General features: G+C 47.1%; 16 protein-coding genes. 8 read left to right on the forward strand and 8 right to left on the reverse strand.

Annotation, left to right across the window (positions count from 1 at the left end):
• Position 1: 1 nt before the first annotated feature.
• A complete protein-coding gene (locus tag H1230_RS02930) occupies positions 2 to 904 on the forward strand; it encodes an aldo/keto reductase (RefSeq protein WP_239714152.1) in 903 nt (300 codons plus the stop codon).
• Here the strand turns inward: H1230_RS02930 and H1230_RS02935 are convergent.
• From H1230_RS02935 to H1230_RS02960, 6 genes are all read right to left on the reverse strand, one after another.
• A complete protein-coding gene (locus H1230_RS02935; RefSeq protein WP_481857158.1) occupies positions 901 to 2,418 on the reverse strand; it encodes an aminotransferase class V-fold PLP-dependent enzyme in 1,518 nt (505 codons plus the stop codon). The genes H1230_RS02930 and H1230_RS02935 overlap by 4 nt on opposite strands.
• Before the next feature lie 173 nt (positions 2,419 to 2,591).
• Positions 2,592 to 3,068 (reverse strand): DsrE/DsrF/DrsH-like family protein, encoded by a 477-nt coding sequence (locus H1230_RS02940; protein WP_239714154.1) that lies wholly within the window; start codon positions 3,066 to 3,068, stop codon positions 2,592 to 2,594.
• A gap of 161 nt (positions 3,069 to 3,229) precedes the next feature.
• Entirely contained in the window at positions 3,230 to 3,553 is a 324-nt protein-coding gene (locus H1230_RS02945) for a hypothetical protein (RefSeq protein WP_239714155.1), read from the reverse strand.
• 78 nt (positions 3,554 to 3,631) lie between these two features.
• Positions 3,632 to 5,770: a bifunctional diguanylate cyclase/phosphodiesterase gene (locus tag H1230_RS02950; RefSeq protein ID WP_239714156.1), complete on the reverse strand. Its 2,139-nt coding sequence runs from the start codon at positions 5,768 to 5,770 to the stop codon at positions 3,632 to 3,634.
• A 261-nt stretch (positions 5,771 to 6,031) separates the two neighbouring features.
• Positions 6,032 to 6,655: an acetate uptake transporter gene (locus H1230_RS02955; protein WP_239714157.1), complete on the reverse strand. Its 624-nt coding sequence runs from the start codon at positions 6,653 to 6,655 to the stop codon at positions 6,032 to 6,034.
• 117 nt (positions 6,656 to 6,772) lie between these two features.
• The gene (locus H1230_RS02960) at positions 6,773 to 8,848 is read right to left on the reverse strand and encodes a bifunctional diguanylate cyclase/phosphodiesterase (RefSeq protein WP_275591238.1); all 2,076 of its coding nucleotides are present in this window, start codon (positions 8,846 to 8,848) and stop codon (positions 6,773 to 6,775) included.
• A 172-nt stretch (positions 8,849 to 9,020) separates the two neighbouring features.
• On the opposite strand from H1230_RS02960, the gene H1230_RS02965 reads away from it, so the two are divergent.
• The gene (locus H1230_RS02965) at positions 9,021 to 10,379 is read left to right on the forward strand and encodes an IS4 family transposase (RefSeq protein WP_239711655.1); all 1,359 of its coding nucleotides are present in this window, start codon (positions 9,021 to 9,023) and stop codon (positions 10,377 to 10,379) included.
• On the opposite strand, the gene H1230_RS02970 is transcribed toward H1230_RS02965, so the two are convergent.
• The gene (locus H1230_RS02970) at positions 10,362 to 10,643 is read right to left on the reverse strand and encodes a hypothetical protein (protein WP_239714159.1); all 282 of its coding nucleotides are present in this window, start codon (positions 10,641 to 10,643) and stop codon (positions 10,362 to 10,364) included. The genes H1230_RS02965 and H1230_RS02970 overlap by 18 nt on opposite strands.
• Before the next feature lie 176 nt (positions 10,644 to 10,819).
• Here H1230_RS02970 and H1230_RS02975 point away from each other — a divergent pair, with 176 nt between their 5' ends.
• The 3 genes from H1230_RS02975 (at position 10,820) to H1230_RS02985 (ending at position 13,797) form a co-directional block, all read left to right on the forward strand.
• Positions 10,820 to 11,737 carry a prenyltransferase gene (locus H1230_RS02975; protein WP_239714160.1) on the forward strand — a complete coding sequence of 306 codons (918 nt, stop codon included), beginning with the start codon at positions 10,820 to 10,822 and terminating at the stop codon, positions 11,735 to 11,737.
• A 34-nt stretch (positions 11,738 to 11,771) separates the two neighbouring features.
• Positions 11,772 to 12,725 (forward strand): 1,4-dihydroxy-2-naphthoate polyprenyltransferase, encoded by a 954-nt coding sequence (locus H1230_RS02980; RefSeq protein ID WP_239714161.1) that lies wholly within the window; start codon positions 11,772 to 11,774, stop codon positions 12,723 to 12,725.
• Between the two features lie 76 nt (positions 12,726 to 12,801).
• Positions 12,802 to 13,797 carry a Gfo/Idh/MocA family protein gene (locus H1230_RS02985; RefSeq protein ID WP_239714162.1) on the forward strand — a complete coding sequence of 332 codons (996 nt, stop codon included), beginning with the start codon at positions 12,802 to 12,804 and terminating at the stop codon, positions 13,795 to 13,797.
• A gap of 85 nt (positions 13,798 to 13,882) precedes the next feature.
• Here the strand turns inward: H1230_RS02985 and H1230_RS02990 are convergent, their stop codons facing one another.
• Complete coding sequence (locus H1230_RS02990; protein ID WP_239711337.1) at positions 13,883 to 14,029, reverse strand: hypothetical protein; 147 nt, start codon at positions 14,027 to 14,029, stop codon at positions 13,883 to 13,885.
• A 362-nt stretch (positions 14,030 to 14,391) separates the two neighbouring features.
• On the opposite strand from H1230_RS02990, the gene ltrA reads away from it, so the two are divergent.
• From ltrA to H1230_RS03005, 3 genes are all read left to right on the forward strand, one after another.
• Positions 14,392 to 15,684 (forward strand): group II intron reverse transcriptase/maturase, encoded by a 1,293-nt coding sequence (gene ltrA, locus H1230_RS02995; protein ID WP_239713220.1) that lies wholly within the window; start codon positions 14,392 to 14,394, stop codon positions 15,682 to 15,684.
• Positions 15,685 to 15,882: 198 nt separating this feature from the next.
• Positions 15,883 to 16,680: an ABC transporter ATP-binding protein gene (locus H1230_RS03000; protein ID WP_239714163.1), complete on the forward strand. Its 798-nt coding sequence runs from the start codon at positions 15,883 to 15,885 to the stop codon at positions 16,678 to 16,680.
• Positions 16,677 to 18,335, forward strand: a complete 1,659-nt coding sequence (locus H1230_RS03005) for a hypothetical protein (protein WP_239714164.1) — start codon at positions 16,677 to 16,679, stop codon at positions 18,333 to 18,335. The genes H1230_RS03000 and H1230_RS03005 overlap by 4 nt, the downstream gene beginning before the upstream one ends.
• The last annotated feature ends 174 nt before the right edge of the window (positions 18,336 to 18,509 follow it).

An 18,509-nucleotide genomic window follows, 5' to 3' on the forward strand; every position in this document is an offset into this window, starting at 1 on the left:
TATGAAATATCGTAAGCTCGGAAGTACAGGGATGGATATATCGGTTATTGGTCTGGGAACTTGGCAGTTTGGTGGCGAGTGGGGCAAGGATTTTACGCAAGTCGAAGTGGATGCCATGCTGGATAAGGCAGGGGAGCTTGGTATTAATCTGTTGGATACTGCAGAGTGCTATGGGGATCATCTGTCGGAAAGCTTCATCGGTAACTATCTGGCCCGGCGGAAGCGCGCGGACTGGAAGGTAGCTACGAAATTCGGACACCATTTCGAGGGCCATCTGCAACGCGGGCAACTGTGGAGTGCGGCAGATGTGTTGAAGCAGCTGGATGACTCCTTGCGAGCACTCCAGAGTGAATATGTAGATCTGTATCAATTCCACTCTGGAACGGATAATGAGTTTGACAATGACAAACTATGGAGCATGCTGGACAGACAAGTGCAGGCCGGTAAGATCCGCCATTTGGGAGTGTCCATTAGTGCCTCCAACGATGGTGTATTTCAGACGGGTTCGGCGCCTGACGTCAAGGCAGAGGCGATTCAGGTAGTCTATAACCGTTTGGATCGTAAGCCGGAGGAAAACATATTTCCGCTGTGCATCGAGCATAACTTGGGAGTGTTGGCTCGTGTTCCCCTGGCGAGTGGTTATTTAAGTGGCAAGTATAAACCAGATGCGGTCTTCCAGCCGGGCGATGTGCGGGCTAACCATAATGCCGATACGAGAAACAAGCAGTTGAAGGCTGTGGCTGAGATTGCTGCTAATGAGGTGCCGCGTGATATTCCTATGGCACAGTGGGCGCTGGCTTGGTGCCTTCAGCATCCTGCAGTAACCAGTGTAATTCCGGGCTGCAAAAATGTGGAGCAGGTTATCTCCAACGCTGAGGCTGCTGATTTGGTAGGAAGTCTCTAAAAAGTGAACATGCTGCGAACCTGCGCTTCGGTTTCATCCCTGCTGCGCGTATGAACCCAGCTATTGGTTGAGGGATTATAACCATAATCTTGTTGCCAATCTTTAATATGGCTGACGATGCAACGGACGGCCATTACAATCCGTTCCACTTCTTTGTTAGTCATAATCGGATGAAGCGAGAGGCGGACCCATCCTGGTTTTAGGGATTGGTTACCGGCATTCAATGCATCTACGAAGAGTGAGGAGAACTCTGGACTAAGTCCCAGCAGATGATGGCCATATGGACCAGCGCAAGAGCAGCCTCCGCGGGCCTGAATGCCGAAACGGTCATTCAGCAGCTTGACCGCGAGGTTGTAATGGATATTTTGCAGGTTGAAAGATACAATTCCGTGACGTTGGGTTTGGTTGCCGGCCAATAGCGTTAGGCCGGGTATCCTGCGGAGACCACTTAATAAAGTCTGGCACAGCTCCTGCTCACGGAGCGTCATATAATGTCCAACCCCATTCATTTGCTCTTTCAGATTCAGGCACAGTGCGGTCCGGAAGGCTTGCATAAAGCCAGGTGTTCCTCCGTCCTCACGGATCTCAACAGTATCTATGTAACGGCGCCCACCCCATGGGTTTACCCATACCACCGTACCTCCACCAGGTTCATCCGGTAGTTGATTTCGGCAAAGGGCAGCATCAAATAACAGGACTCCACCTGAACCTGGGCCACCGAGGAATTTATGCGGAGAGAAGAAAATGGCATCCAGCTTCTCAAGTGGAGCAGCTGGATGCATGTCAATAGGTTCATAGGGAGCACTGGCAGCGAAATCGACAAAACAAACCCCACCATGCCGATGCATGGCTGCAGCCAGCTTAGGATAAGGGGTTTGAATCCCGGTAACGTTGGAGCAGGCGGTAAACGAGCCGATCTTAAAGCGGCGGTGCCGATAGGCGACCAGCAATGCCTCCAACTGCTGAACATCTATATTTCCCTCCGCATCGGGAGGTACGGTGACAACATCGCCCAACCCCTCCTGCCAAGGCAGCAGATTGGAATGATGCTCCATATGGCTAATGAAGATTACCGGACGTTCTTCTGCAGAGGCAGCTTGATCCTCTGTGAGCCATTCCGGCAACTTTAAACCCATTAGGCGCTGCAGCTTGTTCACGGCCCCAGTGGTCCCATTGCCGCAAAAGAGCAAAACGTCCTGCGGTCTCGCATTGACATGCTTTTTGATGATACGGCGAGCTTCGGCGTAAGCCAAGGTTATGGTTAATCCAGTAGTATTGGACTCTGTATGCGGATTGCTAACATAGGGACCAAAGCTCTCCTGCAATCTGCGCTCAATCGGCTCATATAAGCGACCACTTGCCGTCCAATCAGCATACAGCAGCGGTTGTCTGCCATAGGGAGTGGTAATATATTGGCCGATGCCGATGGTATGTTCACGAAAAGTTTCAAAGTGCTCTTGCAGTGAAGCTGGCGTCTCTTCCGAAGAGGCGCGGATGATACTCAGCACGGACAATCCCCTCCAGCCGTTTCTTTCTTGAATATAAGAAAGAAGAAGGTACACGATATCCTTTATCCTTATATTTCTCGAAGAAATGGGAGCCGTCCTTATAAAGGACAGCAAAGCCGTTTCTCCTTGCCTCAGTATATGCAAGCAGGGAGGAATAGGTTAAAGCCCATGACAGGGATCTAAATGAACAGCTGCATATCGCTTTCCAGCGCATCTTTCAAATACGTAGCAGCATCAATGATTTCTACCTCAGGCAGCAGTTCCTCGGGCTTGAAGCCCATAATCTCTACGGATAGCTTGCAGGCGTAGAACTTGATGTTCTTTTTGCGAGCGCCTTTGAGAAAATGAATGAGCTTGGGTGCGCCTTGATCCTCCATCATTTCCTCCAGCATCATCCGTCCCAAGCCACTGAAATTCAGATGTGAGAGTGGCAACTGCTGAGGACCCTTCGGCGTGATGACGTCCATCAGCTTTTCATAAATAGTCTTGTCCTCCAATGACATCTTCTCCGGATCACGGACGAGAAACAGCCCCCAGAAAGAGAAGAACATCGTCACCTCCACATCAATATCCCGTGCTGCATTGGCAAGGATCAGCCCGGCCATCGCTTTGTCATATTCCCCACTGAACATCAGCAGATTGATTTTTTTGCCCACATTAAGTTCCCTCCATGATCATTATGGAATGTACATAGTATGGTTGGTGCATCTGAGAAGTATGCTTCGATCGATCTAGTGAACTTTTGAGGGGTTCTATTGAAAAAAAGCCCCCTTGCGGGAGCTTAAATATTCGCTGCTATTCGTGTTTAGTTATTTAGTTATTTTAATGTATTTTCGGAATCGGTTGACTCCAGATCAGTAGGGCGGAGGCGATCATAGTGGCGGGCTGCATACCAGACGCTGCCAGTAAACAGCACAATGAGTCCCAGGATAATAGCAAACCGCCAATCGCCTGCTTTGAAATTCAGCTGGAGTACTGTCAGTACGAGCGCAACCTGGGTCCACACAAGCGTTCTTTTGCGAAAAGCCGAAATATCTCCAGTCATCTTTGGCATGCCGCGGATAACACGATAAGCAATAAGGGCCAGGATCAGCGCAAATATCGCGGTTCCAGCTAATTCTGCAGGTGATAATACATTCATCGTCTCAAAATCCTTTCAGGTTATCTAATCTTTATTATAGCGATCCTATGGTGTTTTACCAACTCGCTCTAGTGTCAATTATGAGACTAGTTTCCGAATTTCTGCCGGAGGGAGCCCTGGGTAGAATAGAAAACCCTGAATATAAGGGCAATTATGCTGAATTAAGAAATCAGCTTGTTCCACAGTCTCCACACCTTCAGCAATAAGATCATAGCCTAGCTGTGAGGCAACATAGACGATCGACTTAATAATGGTCTCATCAATCGTGCTGACTCCAATGCCTGTAATAAACGTTCGATCAATCTTAATTTTGTTGACTGGAAAATGCTTCAAATAGTTCAAAGAGGAATATTTGGTGCCAAAATCGTCAATGGACACCACAATTCCGCGATCGCGCATTTGCTGCAACAGCGGATAATGCTCTTCCAAAAGGGCAGTGCTTTCCGTAATCTCAAACTCCAGTACTTCCGTCCCTAATTGATATTGATCGAGTACGGCGAAGAGGTTCTCCAGGAGATTGCGATTGTAGAACCAGCTGTTGGAGATATTGATGGATGTACGCAGCAGGGTCATTCCATCTGCTCTCCACGCACAAAGCTGTCTGCATACTTCACGCAGCACCCAATCTGTAAGCTGAATCATTAATCCAGCTTCTTCTACGGCAGCAATGAAGGTTCCTGGTCCGATCAGCCCCTTCTCCGGATGATTCCAACGGATCAGGGCTTCCATACCAATCATTTCTCCGGTTATGGCATTGATCTGCGGTTGATAATGGAGCACGAACTCGTTACGCTCGAGCGCAAAATGCAAGTATTTAGAAATCATCGTCCGCTGCAGCAGCTTTTCCCGCAGTTCCCAGTTGAAGAGGAAATAATCGGCATCTTCCTGAGATTTGGCCTGATACATGGACATGTCGGCAAATTTCAATAGATCATCCTTATCTAGCGAGTGCTCCGGGTATAGAGAAACTCCTATACTGGTAGACAAGTTAAGCTGGGCCCCGGCGATATTCAGCGTTTCCGAGATGAGGACACTAATCTTCCCGGCAATATCAGGGATACTCTCTGGAGGGATATCTTCAAACAGCATGATGAATTCATCACCGCCTGTGCGTGCGAACATGGTGAAGGGCAGATTTCCATTTGCCAGTCGTCCAGCCAATGCTTTAATCACCTGATCGCCAATGGAATGGCCGAGAGTATCGTTAATTTCCTTGAATCGATTCAGATCGAAGAAGAACAAGGTGTAGGTCTGAGTGGGTTCGGCAGACTGCAGAAGGCGCTCAAATTCCTCCATAAAATAACGTCGATTCGGTATATCTGTCAGAGAGTCATAGTGAGCCAGCTTCTCATATAATCGTTTGGAAATACGCAAATCCCGGGTGCGAATACTGACTATACGCTCCAGATCTCGGTTAAAGCGATTCTGATGCCACAGGATATAGAGGATGAACGCAATGATAAGCAGGCAGGCAAGGTCGATCAAGAGAAGGCTTCTCAGTACCTCCCATTTCTTATGCGTATTCAAGGCGACGCCCATCAACCAATGTTGATTATAAATTTCGAGAGGCGCGGTAAGCTGTTGCTCGGGGTTATGGTTCTGGTTGCCGAACAGGAAGGTGTGATCCACTTTAGTCACATATACCTCAGAACTGGTGAGCAGGAAGTCCACGATATCATCTATCCGCATAGTAACCGACACGATGCCCTTAAAGGAGTCGCCGTTATACAAAGCCTGCCTGATCACCATGCCATAATCACCCTGAGCTAGCGTCCGGGGACCATCCACTGTTATTTTACGAGAGCGGAGGGTCTCTTGGATCAAGCCCGGTGAGGATAATGTAGAATCCAGAAACAGACTTTTATTCAGAATCGCAGTATTGCCTGCGAGGGGATACACATAGTGGATGAGACCGTCCGGAGCGATCATAATATTCATGATATCGCTTGAATTGCCGTAGGCTGCGGCGAGATATTGATTAATAACAGCAGGATCAGCATCAAAGCCGACCGCCTGGATAAAAGCACTGACGCCTTTTACAATCGAGACTCTCTCTTCAATGTTCGATGTTAGCATAACCGCCTGAGCCGACAGGTCAGCTTGTTCAGCCCGGTATTCACGATCTACCGATAAAGAATAGTAGTAAAAAAGTGAGAGCTGAAGCGCAACTATGAAGCCGAGGATGATTGTTAAGGGCTTTTTACTAATAAAAGCCATGGAGTGCCTCCGATATCGGAAAAGTTCAACATGAGTACTGGAATGAATAGAGGATAGATTACCATGCTGGTGTAAAATATGTCGAGAAATGTCGTAGGTGTTGTTATAGCATGTCATTTTTATGGGCTTTGCGCAAGGGAAATCATACTAAATATAGATTAGAATTAAAAACGGATAAACACATTCCGCCAAAGGGCGGTGTTGCGCTTATCCGTCGCTCATGATATATGCAATTTCTTAAGATTACGACAAGACAGTTACCTACTTCTTGAAAATACCAAGTGGAGCTCCAACAGGCAGGAAGGTACGTCCAAAATGGGCGTTAAGTACAGATGCACCACAGCCGTAAAGTGAAACAATACCAATCGCAAGCTCGGCACAAGCAGCAAGTTTATGGAATGCTTCAGCAGCAATACCAAAGGAATCGAAAGTCAGGCCAAGGAAGAGCAGATCGATTAGTGCAAAGATGATGAGCAGTACTTTATTGGCCTCTACCGCGCCAAGCGTCATAAATAGCGTAAAGACCAGATAACCTAGAAATACAAAGCCAAGCTGCTTGGGGTCAATACCAGCGGCCAGGGTTGCACCGAATACGCCGAGTTTGATTAACCAGCTAGCCGCCATACCGAACCAGAAGAAGGCATAAGCGGAAAATGCGGTCATTCCGAAAGTGTTATTGTGTTTGGCATCCTGGATCGCAGCGAACAGTTGGGCAAAGGCGCCAAGGAAAATTGCCCATGGAATCGCATAGCTGAGACCTGTAGTGATTTCGAGCTTTTGTGAAGAAGCGACCAAGGTGACGATAGCCAGTCCGAATAGGCCGATGGCACTGGGATCCGCAGTGATGATTTTGACGGATTGAGTAGATGGGGATTGCGCTGACATGACAGTTAAAGCCTCCAATATTTAAAAGTGTTCGCTCATAGCAACAGCACCCTGAGGGTGCTGTATAAGCTTGGCCTATCATATCATATCGCTAAGAACTTGCCTATAAATTTGGAATCATTTTTTGTCATGAAATAGAGCATCTTGTGACAAAAAAGCAGGAATGGCCGATGAGTTAATCGGCTTGCTAATATAGTAACCTTGTAGCTCATCGCTGCCCAACTGGCGCAGCAGGTCAAATTGTTCCTGCAGTTCAATGCCTTCGGAGATAACCTTGAGGCCAAGGTCATGACTTAGCTCAATAATAGCCTTGACTAGCACATCACCCTTAGGCTCCGATGTAATTTCGGATACGAAGGATCGGTCGATCTTGATAACGTCAACTGGGAAGCGTCGTAGATAACTTAGAGAAGAAAAGCCAGTGCCGAAGTCATCCAATGAAATGCGGAATCCATGCTCTCTAAGCTGCTGCAGCGACTGGAAGATATTGTCCCCGGATACCAATACACTTTCTGTGATTTCCAGCTCGAGACAGGAGGAGGGAAGATTATATTCCTGAAGCAGCTTCAACAGGATTTCTAAGAGTCCAGGCTGCATCAGCTGCCTAGCCGAAATATTGACCGCAGCACTTAACTCAAGACCCTGGAGTCGGAACTCGCGCATATCGGAGCATACCTGAGCGAGCACCCAATTGCCAATGCCGATAATGGAGGCACTGGTTTCGGCCAGTGGGATGAACTCTGAGGGAGGCACTGCACCATAAGTTGGACTTGTCCAGCGAAGCAGCGCCTCTACCTTGACTATCTTAAGTGTGTCTGAGGATAAAATCGGTTGGTAATGAACTTCAAATTCGTTGTTTGCTATGGCGGATAGCAGCTGCTGCACGATTACCTTTTTACGTCTTACGCTTTCCTCCAGCACCGTTGAGTACTGAAATATATTGTTGCGGCCTGATTCTTTAACATGGAACATCGCCAGGTCTGCCTGCTTGACGAGTAAGTTAGCATCCTCACCATTCTGAGGATAGACGCTGATACCAATACTGGCCGTATTATACAGGAGATGCCCATGAATCTGATGTGGCACAGCTAATGCTTCTTGAATTCGCGACAGCTGTTCGGTAACCTCACCATTCTCCGAAATGTCTGCTAAAAGAATAGTGAACTCATCGCCGCCAAGGCGGGAGACCACATCATTCTGACCAATGACGCTTGAGATTCGGGTGGCTATTTCCCTTAACATCACATCACCAAAATCATGTCCCAAGGTGTCGTTGACGGTCTTGAAATGATCAAGATCAATAAAGAGCAGCACAATTTGTTGCTGTTCTTCTTTTGCTACCGCAATGGCTTGATTTAGCTTTGTGAAAAAGAGGGAGCGGTTAGGTAAGTGGGTCAGCGGGTCGAGCATCGTTTGTAGTCGCAGTTCTTCCTGCGCTTCCTCGAGGGACGAGAGCATGCGATTGAATTCATGCTCCACATCGCTAAATTCATCATTACCCTTGCTGCGGATACGGATGGATAAATCCTGACTGCTGCCGATGCTGCGGATATTTCTTACTAATGAAGACATCCGCTGCAGAACGAATCGGTTGACAAAGACCAGGCTGGCGATACACATCAGCAATGTTGTTCCTAGAAAGAACAGGCGGAAGTTAATGATAGATCGCATACCGTTGTTATAAATTTCACGTGGCTGTTCCACTGTAATGACTATACCGGGATTGCCGAATAGGTCATAAATAACAGTATGAATAGAATTGAAATTCTTAGAAGCGGTGGTAATCCATGTATCTTTTCCCTCGCTCTTGGCAAGCGATAAGGAGGTAGCCGGAACCATCGTGGCTCCGTACCCGATTCGAATAATTTCTTCCTGGTTCAGCATTCTTCCGGCAATGGCCGTTCCTCCCAGCGGTAGCACCTTCTCATTATTTAATATAGGTGTAAGGGTGATCAGCATGGGACCCTCGTCTAACATCACAATTCCTGTCCTGCTATCCTCTGATCCCGCAAAAGGCGGCAAATGGCGGTTGATCAAGGAAATTTGATTTAGAAGCTCGGGGGTTAGTGGAGAAATAACTCCGGAATGTTGATTATATGTACCTCCATAGACCGGCTGCCCTAACTTGTTCAACAGCGCAATCATATCGAAATGATTAATTTCATAGGTGAGCCCGTCATAATTACTTTTAATGTAGGGAGCGTTATTAACTCAACTTTCGCAGAGTCAAAATTGAGTTGACCCCAAGCTGGGGTTAAGGTGGAGTCGGTTTAAGTAAGGATCTTGCCAACATAGAAAAACACCACTTCGTTTGGTAAAGTGAGATTGTCGAGATCCACTAAACCACAGAAGAGGTGTCCCTTCTATGATAAATCAAAAGTCGTCCCTAGATCAACTCCCACCTGAAATGAGACCTGCTTTTCAAGAGCTCGGTGTGCTGAAGCATCTGAGGAATGCCGGGTTCAAAAAGACGTTTGGCTATACCTGTTCCCATCTGTTCATGCTCGTTTTTGTCTTGCTCTTTCATCAGAAGAATTGGTTTCGTCTGCTCGAAAGTGCCAAGGGTGAAGCCTTTCCTGGCAAAGATGCCGTCTATCGCTTTCTCAATCACAGCGGATTCGCTTGGCGGCGTTTCTTGTCTTCTCTAAGTAGTGACACTGTGCAGCGAGTCGAAACCTTGACCTCCGTCACGCGGACCTCCGTATTCATTGTGGATGATTCCATGTTTGAGCGGAATCGGAGCAAAGCTGTGGAATTGTTGGCTCGCTTTAAGGATCACGCGACGGGGGCTTACTATAAAGGCTTTCGCATGCTCACCTTGGGCTGGTCAGACGGTCATACGTTTCTCCCTTTGGACTTCGCCTTGCTGAGTTCCGTGAAGGCTGGACTCACCGGCATACATCCGGGAATCGACAAGCGATCCTCTGGATACAAACGCCGGAAAGAAGCTCTGCTTTCTGCTCCGCATCTGGTTTCTGAACTGCTGGATCGAGCCATTACTTCCGGGGTTTCTGCGGCTTACGTACTTATGGATAGCTGGTTCACGCATGCCCCCCTGATTCAGCGGATTATAGATCGCAAACTGCATGTGATTGGCATGGTGAAAAACGACAACAAGCGATATCTCGTTCACGGTCAACGGGTGGATCTTAAAGGTCTTTACCGAGCTGCTTTGCGCGTCGAAGGAAAGCACCGGAACCTCTTGCGTCAGATTCACACCGAACTTGTTCCTGGCATTCCAGTAGTCGTGGTCTTTGTTCGCCATCGCTCCAAGAAAAACGAGTGGCTCGCGATTCTATCGACGGATCTAACGCTGACGGCACCGGAAGTCATTCAAATCTACGCTCTTCGCTGGGACATCGAAGTCTTTTTCAAATGCGCTAAATCCTTGCTGCGCCTGCAAAAAGAGTTTCAAGGCCGCTCCTATGATTTGCTCATTAGCCATACAACGATTGTCTTTTCCCGCTATATTCTGCTGGCTTGGCAGCATCGACAAAGCACGGATCAGCGGACGCTCGGTGGACTCTTTTATTTGCTTTGCGATGAAGTCGGTACCTTGGACTGGGCCGTAGCATTACAACAATTGGTGGAATTGATGAACGAAATCGCCAATCAAGTCGGTAAGAAACTATCCGCTATGATTAAAAGTCAACTCCAGCACTGGATCTCTGCTTTGCCCAGCTACATCAAGGCTTATCTGCCGATTTCATGCTGCGAAAGTTGAGTTATTAATATCTTTTTTAGGGATGGATGATTCCACGAAATGGTAGGTTTCATCCCAAACTGAATAATTGAGCAGGTTGGACTTCATAGTCTTGAGTTCATTCTGGTAGGAAGAGACTGCAGTTGTCATCTTGTCCTCTAATAGGACCTTATCAAGCTTATCGAAGCGGTTTAATAATATAAAATGCACCAGTATGTAAATCACGCTTATTCCAAAAAAACCCACAATAGAGATGAATATCAGTATCTTTTTGCGCAACTTCATGATGCTCTCCTTAAAATTATTTAGATTCAATAGGGAAAAAGTTCCAACTAGGACAGTGTACCATGATTAGGGAACAATTTGTATCGTGAACTCACCCCCAAATTGTCGAAATTTGATGTATAATAATAGCTATTAATAATCATTATTAAATGATAATAGGAGGCGTTAAGCTCAATATGAAGAAGTGGATGTTATTTAAGAATGCCTCCCGGTTTGGAGTAATTCCGGTTATGCTCATACCCATTGTCCTAGGAACCGTTGGAGCATATGTATGGGAAGGAACATTCCATCCGTTGTTGTTCATCATAACCTTTGTAGGTGGGGCAGCCGCACATTTATTCTCCAATATGGTGAATGATCTTTGGGATTTTCGCAATGGAGCAGATGTAGAGGCTCATAATACACCAGATGTAATCACAACAAACTCGGGCTTTCTGTCTGGTGGAGTGCTCTCTGAGTCCATATTCGCGTTTATGACGTGGAGTTTGCTTGCTATTGCTGTGCTTTGTGGTGCAGTCCTTAGTATATATAGCGGCTTAGAGCTTCTCTGGTTTGTAGCTGGCGGCGCATTAATCGCCTATTTCTATGTAGCCCCACCGTTGCGCTTTGGCTATCGGGGCAAAGGATATAGCGAGTTGTCCATCTTTATCGCCTTTGGCTTGATGCCTGTTCTTGGTGCTTATTTCGTACAGACAGGGGAGTTCAGCATCAAGCCTGTACTTTTGTCGTTTCCTGTAGGTCTTCTGACCACTTTGCTGCTGTTCAATCATCATTTTTTACACTGGAAATCGGATAAACAGGCTGGCAAGCGCACGTTGGTTGTGGTCTGGGGAGAGCGGAGAGCACTGGTCTTCTCGCATGTACTGCTCTATATCTCTTATGCTTCCTTGGTAGCCTGTGTAATTCTCGGGGTGCTGCCGGTCTATGCCTTGCTTGCTCTGCTTACAGCGATTGCACCGGTGCATGTCTACCGCAGTCTGCAGCCGCAGAATGCCTCTCCAGCCTATTTACCGCTAATGGGGGCGTCTCTGCAAGCGTCTGTACGCTGTGGCGCGATTATGGCCGTGGCTTTGCTGATCCAGGGATTGATTTGATGTAGTGCTCATTTGACAGATAAGGGTGAATGCTGTGAATGTACGAAGTTTTCTGAGGTTTGTTGAGCTCCCCACGAAGGTTGCCAGTATTATACCATTACTAATGGGAACGTTGTATGCCCTGTACCGGTTCGAGGATTTCTATGTTCTGCGCTTTATTCTGATGTTCGTTTCGCTGCTAAGCTTTGATATGGCCACAACGGCCATTAACAACTATTATGATTTCAAAAAAGCAAGAAAAACCAAAGGCTACGGCTATGAAACTCATAACGCGATTGTTCACTTTAAGCTGAAGGAAAGCGTTGTGGTTGCGACTATAGTAATTCTACTGGTGCTAGCGGTGGGCTGTGGAATCGCACTCGTTGCCCAGACGGGGCTGCTGGTATTTTTGCTGGGAGGACTGTCGTTCCTGATTGGCATTCTATACTCATTCGGACCGATTCCTATCTCGCGGACGCCCTTGGGTGAGCTGTTCTCGGGCTTATTCATGGGCTTTGTCATCATCTTTATCTCTGCCTACATTCATACGGATGATACTGTCGTAGCGTTGTTAATTCAAGGTGGCTGGGTTAGCCTGCACATTAATATGGTAGAGGTACTGTATCTCTTCTGGTTCTCGGTTCCGGCAATTCTCGGGATTGCAGGCATTATGCTGGCCAATAACATTTGCGACATAGAGGATGATATGGAGAACCACAGATATACACTACCTGTTTACGTCGGACGCGAAAATGCGCTTCTGCTGTTCAAGCTGCTCTATTATGCCTCTTATCTAGATCTTGTTGTATTGCTGATGTTGGGTATGAATCCGCTGCTAGTGCTGCTGATATTGCTCACCCTGATTCCGCTCCGTCGCAATATCGCTTTATTTACTGGAAAGCAGGATAAGGCAACTACCTTCATTCTAGCCGTTAAGAATTTTGTGCTGATGAATGCAGCACGCATACTGATCCTGGGTGTAGCTGTCTTTCTGAAGGCGTTAGGGTGACGAATAGAGATCCCATGCATTTTGTGATAATGTGTCAGTATTGAATAGTGACCTATACTAAGAAAGAGGTGCACCTATGACGCAAAAGCTTCGTTGGGGAATAATGGGCTGTGCACAAATCGCGACAGGCGCAGTTATGCCGGCTATTGTAGATTCAGAGACTGGTATGATTAAGGCGATAGCCAGCCGTGGAATAGAAAAAAGCACTGCGGTAGCCGCAGAGTTCGGTGTGGAAAAGGCTTATGGCAGCTATGAAGAGCTATTGGCCGATGCTGAGATTGATGCTGTTTATATTCCACTGCCCAATCATCTCCATCGAGAGTGGGTTCTTCGAGCAGCTGAAGCAGGCAAGCATGTCCTGTGTGAGAAGCCAATTGCACTGAACAGCCGTGAAGCGGCAGAAATGGTAGAGGTCTGCATCAAGGCGGGCGTTCATCTGGCTGAAGCCTATATGTACCGGCATCATCCACGGATAGCGGAGCTTAGAGCAATAATCGCCGCAGGTGAAATCGGGGAGCTTCGCTCAATCCGGGGCACTTTTACATATAATGATGCTGCTGACAACACTAATATTCGCTTCAAGTCAGCCTGGGGTGGCGGTTCGCTGTTCGATGTTGGCTGTTATCCGCTAAGTGCAGCACGTTTGCTGTTTGATGCTGAGCCGGAAGCAGTAACCGTACAGGCGATTTTTTCACCGGAGCATGATAATGTCGATATGATGGCATCTGGACTAGTAGAGTTTCCGGGGGGCGTAAGTCTGATTTTTGACTGCGGCATGTGGGCGTATAACCGCCAGCTGTTGGAGATTCTCGGCACAGAAGGACGGATTGAAGTCCCTATGCCGTTTAATGCCCGAGAAGACGATGCTGAATTCTTCGTCTATACCGGTGACGGGACAAGACGCGTTGAAGCAACTGGCGCTAATCCCTATGTTCGACAGGTGGATAATTTTGCAGCCGCTGTGTTCGAAGGGAAACGGTCTATTACCTCGGAGGACCCGGTACACAATATGAGACTGATTGAGGCCTGTCTGGCCTCGGCCAAGCGGCGGGAGCGAATTAGTCTGCTATAGAAAGAAATAAGTTTGCAAATACGGTTCTGGAGGGTGGCCAATGGTCACCCTTTTTTTGATATTTTGGCGTGCCCAGAGGCACGCATTATCTAGTTGGTGAAAGTCCAACCCAAGGAGGGGCCAAGCCACCTTGGTAGCTAGGATGCTTGCACATGGCGAAATCTGTGTGTAAAAGCGCATCGACAAAAGTACCTGTCTGAGACAGGGCGAGCGACAATCCAGGCCGCAACATGAAGTGAATCCTGCCGCGTCGTCAAAAAGGCCCTGCAAGGGGGAAAAGAGGGAGCCGAGTCTCGCGAACATAGACGAAGGCCAAGGAAACTGTGCAGAACTTGGGACAACAGTGAAGAACCCTCCGGCGTAGAGGGAACGGCATGGGTTGAAAGATAATGCAGTGAACTGGGGAGACCCTCCCCCACACGGAATTTTTTTCGGAATCCGTAAAGAGACGCTCTATAAGCCCAAAAGACGAAGTGAACCGTCTGTGGGAAGGGAGTCCGAGGGGCTCATAGTACCGAAGAACCTAAGGACAACATAACCTTAGGGAGGGAAGGAGCCCTGCTTTGTTTATGCTTTTGGAGGAGGTACGAGTGAGTGAATGCCAACCGGCTAACGACACCCAAGGAAAAAGTTCAACAACTCCAAGAAAAGCTAGGTCATGCGGCCAAGGCGAACAAAAAGCGTAAATTCCATGCATTGTATGACAAGATCTATCGGTGGGATGTACTGTGCGAAGCGTGGAAGCGAGTGAAAGCCAATAAGGGTGCCGCAGGAGTAGATGCCGTGACGCTAGCAGATATTGAGGAACAAGGAGAAATACCGTTTCTCAAGGCCTGTGAGCGAGAGCTTAAAGAAGGCAACTACCATCCGCAACCTGTACGGCGACACTATATCCCGAAGAAGGATGGCAAGCAAAGGCCATTAGGTATACCCACTGTGCGCGATCGAGTCCTACAGATGGCAACCAAACTAGTAATTGAGCCCATCTTTGAAGCCGACTTTGAGGAAGTATCCTTCGGTTTTCGCCCGAAACGAAGTGCTAAAGGGGCGTTGGAACGTATTCGTAAAGCCTGCAACCGCAAAGGAAATTGGGTAGTCGACGTCGATATCCAAGGCTACTTCGACAACATTAATCAAGAAAAGCTTATGAAATTGGTGCAAATGCGTATCAATGACAGGAGGATACTGAAATTAATGAGGAAGTGGCTACAAGCGGGAGTTATGGAAGAAGGAACGGTAAGACGCTCGGATTTAGGGACTCCGCAAGGAGGCGTGATTTCACCGCTCCTTGCGAATATCTATCTAAATTACTTCGACCAATTGTGGGAGAAACACGGGAAAGGAGTAGGGGAGCTCACGAGGTATGCAGACGACTTTGTAGTGGTTTGCAAAACGAAAAAGGACGCCGAACATGCGTATGAGCTCATACGCAAAATCATGGAGCGTTTGGAGTTAACCCTACACCCGACCAAAACCCGCATTGTAGGATTATGGACGGGAGACGAAGGATTCGACTTCTTGGGGATGCATCACCGAAAAACGAGAGCAGAAACATCCCAAGGCAAGGTGTACTACACCACACAACAGTGGCTAACGAAAAAGGCAGAGGAACGCATTCGAGAGGTGGTCAAAGAAAGATTGGCTCCCCCGAGCATGCGCTCGAAATCGTTTGCGGAACAGGTGAAATGGCTCAATCCAAAGATCCAAGGATGGAGAAATTATTACTACACGAACTACAGCCAAAAGAGATTAGCCAAGTTGGACTGGTATATTTTGCAGCGATTAACCCGGTGGTATGCCAAGAAAAGACAACGTAGAAGATGGATGGGTTCACTGAAAGAGGTTAGATATATTGCCGTCCAGTATGGACTTAAAACGCTATTGTAAACTGTATGCCCATGAATGACGAACATCGGAAAGCCGTATGAGGGAAAACCTCACGTACGGTTTGATGAGGAGGGGCTGGTCAGGCCAGCCCTTTACTCTAGGCGAGCAATACTTTTGTGTTAATTGAGCAAAAATTTGATAAAATAGGAATTGACTTGAAAATGAAGCTAGCATTAGATTTCGAAGGGAGATTATGATATGGGGCTCGTAGAAGAACCAGTTATTTCAATTTCCGGCCTATGGATGAACTACTCAGACAGGATGGTACTTCGGGGGATTGATCTGGAGGTATTTCAGGGACAGATTATTGGCTATATCGGCCCTAACGGGGCGGGCAAGAGTACAACGGTTAAGATTATGCTTGGTCTTGTTGAGGGGTATAACGGCAAAGTGGAAATCTTCGGACGGGATATTGCGGATGGAGATACTGCCTACAAGCGACGGATTGGTTATGTGCCTGAGGTTGCTGAATTATATGACAGCCTGACTGCGAGGGAATATTTGACCTTTATCGGTGAGCTGTACGGCTTGAAACGGAGTAGTGCCGATAATAAGGCGGAAAGGCTAATGACGCTGCTGGGTCTGGAGAAGTCTTATGATATGCGGATTGCCTCGTATTCCAAAGGAATGAAGCAAAAGGTGCTGCTGATCTCCAGCATGCTGCATGATCCTGATATTTTATTTCTGGATGAGCCGCTCAGCGGACTGGATGCCAATAGTGTAATGATCGTGAAGGAAATCTTTGCCTCACTGGCCGCAAGAGGTAAGACTATCTTCTATTCATCGCATATTATGGATGTGGTTGAGAAGATTAGCAGCCGGATCATTCTGATCGACGGAGGGAGTATTGTAGCGGACGGAAGTTTCGCGGAACTAAAGGAGAAGAGTGCTGAGGGTTCGCTTGAGGAGATCTTTAATCAATTAACAGGTTTTGATAAGTACCGGGATATTGCCGGTGAATTTGTCGCTTGTATGCAAGAGGTGTCTCCACTATGAATGATTTTCTTGTACTTAAGCTACTGGATAAGCTGCGGGGTGGATTCAGGAGAATCGGCGTAGATTACGACATGATGCGGAGTATCCTGCAGGTCAAGCTGACGATGGACGGAAGAAGAACGCCCACAGTACTCGCAGGAGCGCAGAAACGTGAGCAGAACAAGGATAGCTCTCCGATACGTGTGCATTGGTTATATTTGCTGCTGGGGCTTATGCTGATCGCTCTTATCGTGCAGAAAGATCACTACATGATACAGATGAGCCTGATATTTGGTGTAGTGATGTTTATGATTACGACGACGCTAATCTCGGATTTCTCATCAGTCATGCTTGATCTGCGGGACAAAAATATACTGTTCTCCAAGCCGGTGAATCGTATTACCCTGAATATGGCGAAAAGTATCCATGTCCTGATTTATTTATTTACCATTACCTTAACATTAACCGGCCCGTCACTGGTAGTCTCCTTGTTCAGACAAGGAATACTATTCTTCGTGATATACGGGATCGTAATTATCTTGATGGACTGCCTCATTCTTGTGATTACAGCGCTGCTCTATTTGCTGATCATGAGGTTTTTCGACGGAGAAAAGCTAAAAGATATTATTAATTACGTACAGATCCTGCTGACCATCGGAATCACGGTCGGTTATCAGCTCATTTCCCGGTTATTTAATATCACTGAGCTGGGCTTATCATTCCAACCAGCATGGTGGCAATATTTTATCGCACCGGTTTGGTTCGCTGCCCCCTTTGAGCTGCTGGTTGGTGGAGGGAGGGCAACTTACCTCATTGTGCTTACAGTAATGGCTGTAGTCATTCCACTCTTGCTGATTGCCGTGTATATTAAGCTAATACCACTCTTCGAACGGAGTCTGCAAAAGCTTGCAGAGCAAGGCTCCAGTGGTAGAGACAGCGCACGCCTGGCAGACTGGCTATCCAACGTGTTCTGTAAGAATCAGGAAGAGGGAATGTTCTTCCGATTTACCTGGTCGATGATGAAGAATGAGCGGGATTTCAAGCTGAAGGTATATCCATCCATTGGCTTTTCCATCGTCTTTCCATTTATCTTTTTGTTTAATATGGTCTGGGGTGGAGGCTCAGGGATAGCCAAGGATTCTAAGGCCTATCTTTTTATTTACTTCAGTGCAATGCTGATGCAGACGGTTGTACTAATGCTGAGATATTCGGCAAGCTATAAGGGCGCTTGGATTTATAAGCTCATTCCACTGCCGGGAACAGTTCCTATTTATCGCGGGATGCTCAAAGCAGCGTTGCTGAGGCTGTTGCTGCCGCTGTTTGCCGTGGAGGCGGTGTTGTTCATATGGTTATTCGGTATACATATAATCCCGGACTTGGCAGCGGTGTTATGCGCACTGCTAATCTATTCGGTTATATGCTTCCGCTTGCTGCCACAGGCTTTGCCCTTCTCCGAGCGTTTTGAGGCCGCTAATCAGAAGGAATTCACGACAAGTTCGTTTATCTTGATTGCTATTTTGCTGGCTCTGGCAGGCATTCATTATCTCTTTACAACATTCTCGGCTGGAATTTACATCTATGTGGTAATTTTGGTTATTGCCAACACGTTAATATGGCGAATAACCTTCCCGCAGAGTGATTCACACACAGGTCATATTTCGCATTTTCAAGGATGAACCTAACGGCAAATATGGACATTTATTGCCGACATTCAAAAAAGGCGACAAGTTCCAGTATTTACTTAGACAGTCCGCCAAATACAAGGTAAAATACACATTAACGTTGCTTTTCAGGGATAGCCTATAATCTTTACGCACTCTTCCTTTTATTTGATATTTGTGTACTGATTT

The organism is Paenibacillus sp. 19GGS1-52 (genome assembly GCF_022369515.1).
GTDB lineage: Bacteria > Bacillota > Bacilli > Paenibacillales > Paenibacillaceae > Paenibacillus_AQ.